Here is an 872-nt window from a genome sequence, read left to right on the forward strand (position 1 = left end):
GGGGGCACCACCCGGCGCCCCCCGGGGGCGACGCCGGGGCGCGGCCGGGCCCCCCGCCGCGCGCGCCGCAGGAGTGGTGGCGTACGGCGCCACGGGCGCCGACCAGTCCGGCGGCCACGCCGCGCGGCAGGCTCAGGCCCTGACCGCCGCCACTTTCCTGGACCACACCGCCGACGTGGCCTACGCCCGGCCGGCCTCCAGCGCTCGGTACTGGAAGGTACGGGACAAGGTCACCCACACGGGAGTGACGTCGAGCCCCACGGTCAACTACTACTACGCCCGCTCCATGGACGCCGTCTACGTCGTCGCGGACGGTCACACGTACCAGAAGAAGGGCACCTTCGGCTGGCGCCTCGGGCCCAAGGAGCTGGGGAGCTGGCGCGACCTGGACCGGCTGCCCACCGACCCGGCGAAGCTGACCACCCTGATGAACAGCTCCAAGGAATACGCCGGTCAGTCCGTCTTCCTCCAGGCCTGCGCCCTCCTGGGCGAATCACCCGCCGGCCCCGAACTGCGCGCCGGGCTCTACCGGGCCCTCGCCCGCCTCCACGGGGTCAAGCTCACCGGCACGGTGAAGGACAGTACCGGGCGCACGGGCACGCAGCTGGCCTTCAACGGCGTCGCCAGCCAGGACCTCGTGGTGATCGACCCCAAGACCAGCGTCGTACTGGAAGCCACCAGCATCACCACCAAGGGCAGCGCCCGCGGCGAGATCGACCGCACCACCTACCTGTCCTCGGGCCCCGCCGACAAGATCGGCTGACCCCGCCGCCTCACACCCGGACCGAGGCCCCGGGTGACCCGGGGGCGGGGGGGGCGCCCGCGAAGGGCCCGCGACGAACATCGGGTGCCAAATATCAGTAACCGCGACC

1 protein-coding gene is annotated in these 872 nt (G+C 72.9%); it reads left to right on the forward strand.

Annotated elements, in window-relative coordinates:
- The coding region (locus ACFW2E_RS12085; RefSeq protein WP_384465275.1) for a hypothetical protein at nt 1–763 on the forward strand (763 nt) is incomplete at its 5' end.
- Nucleotides 764–872: the final 109 nt, after the last annotated feature.

It is taken from the genome of Streptomyces sp. NPDC058964, from assembly GCF_042741275.1.
Lineage (GTDB): Bacteria > Actinomycetota > Actinomycetes > Streptomycetales > Streptomycetaceae > Streptomyces.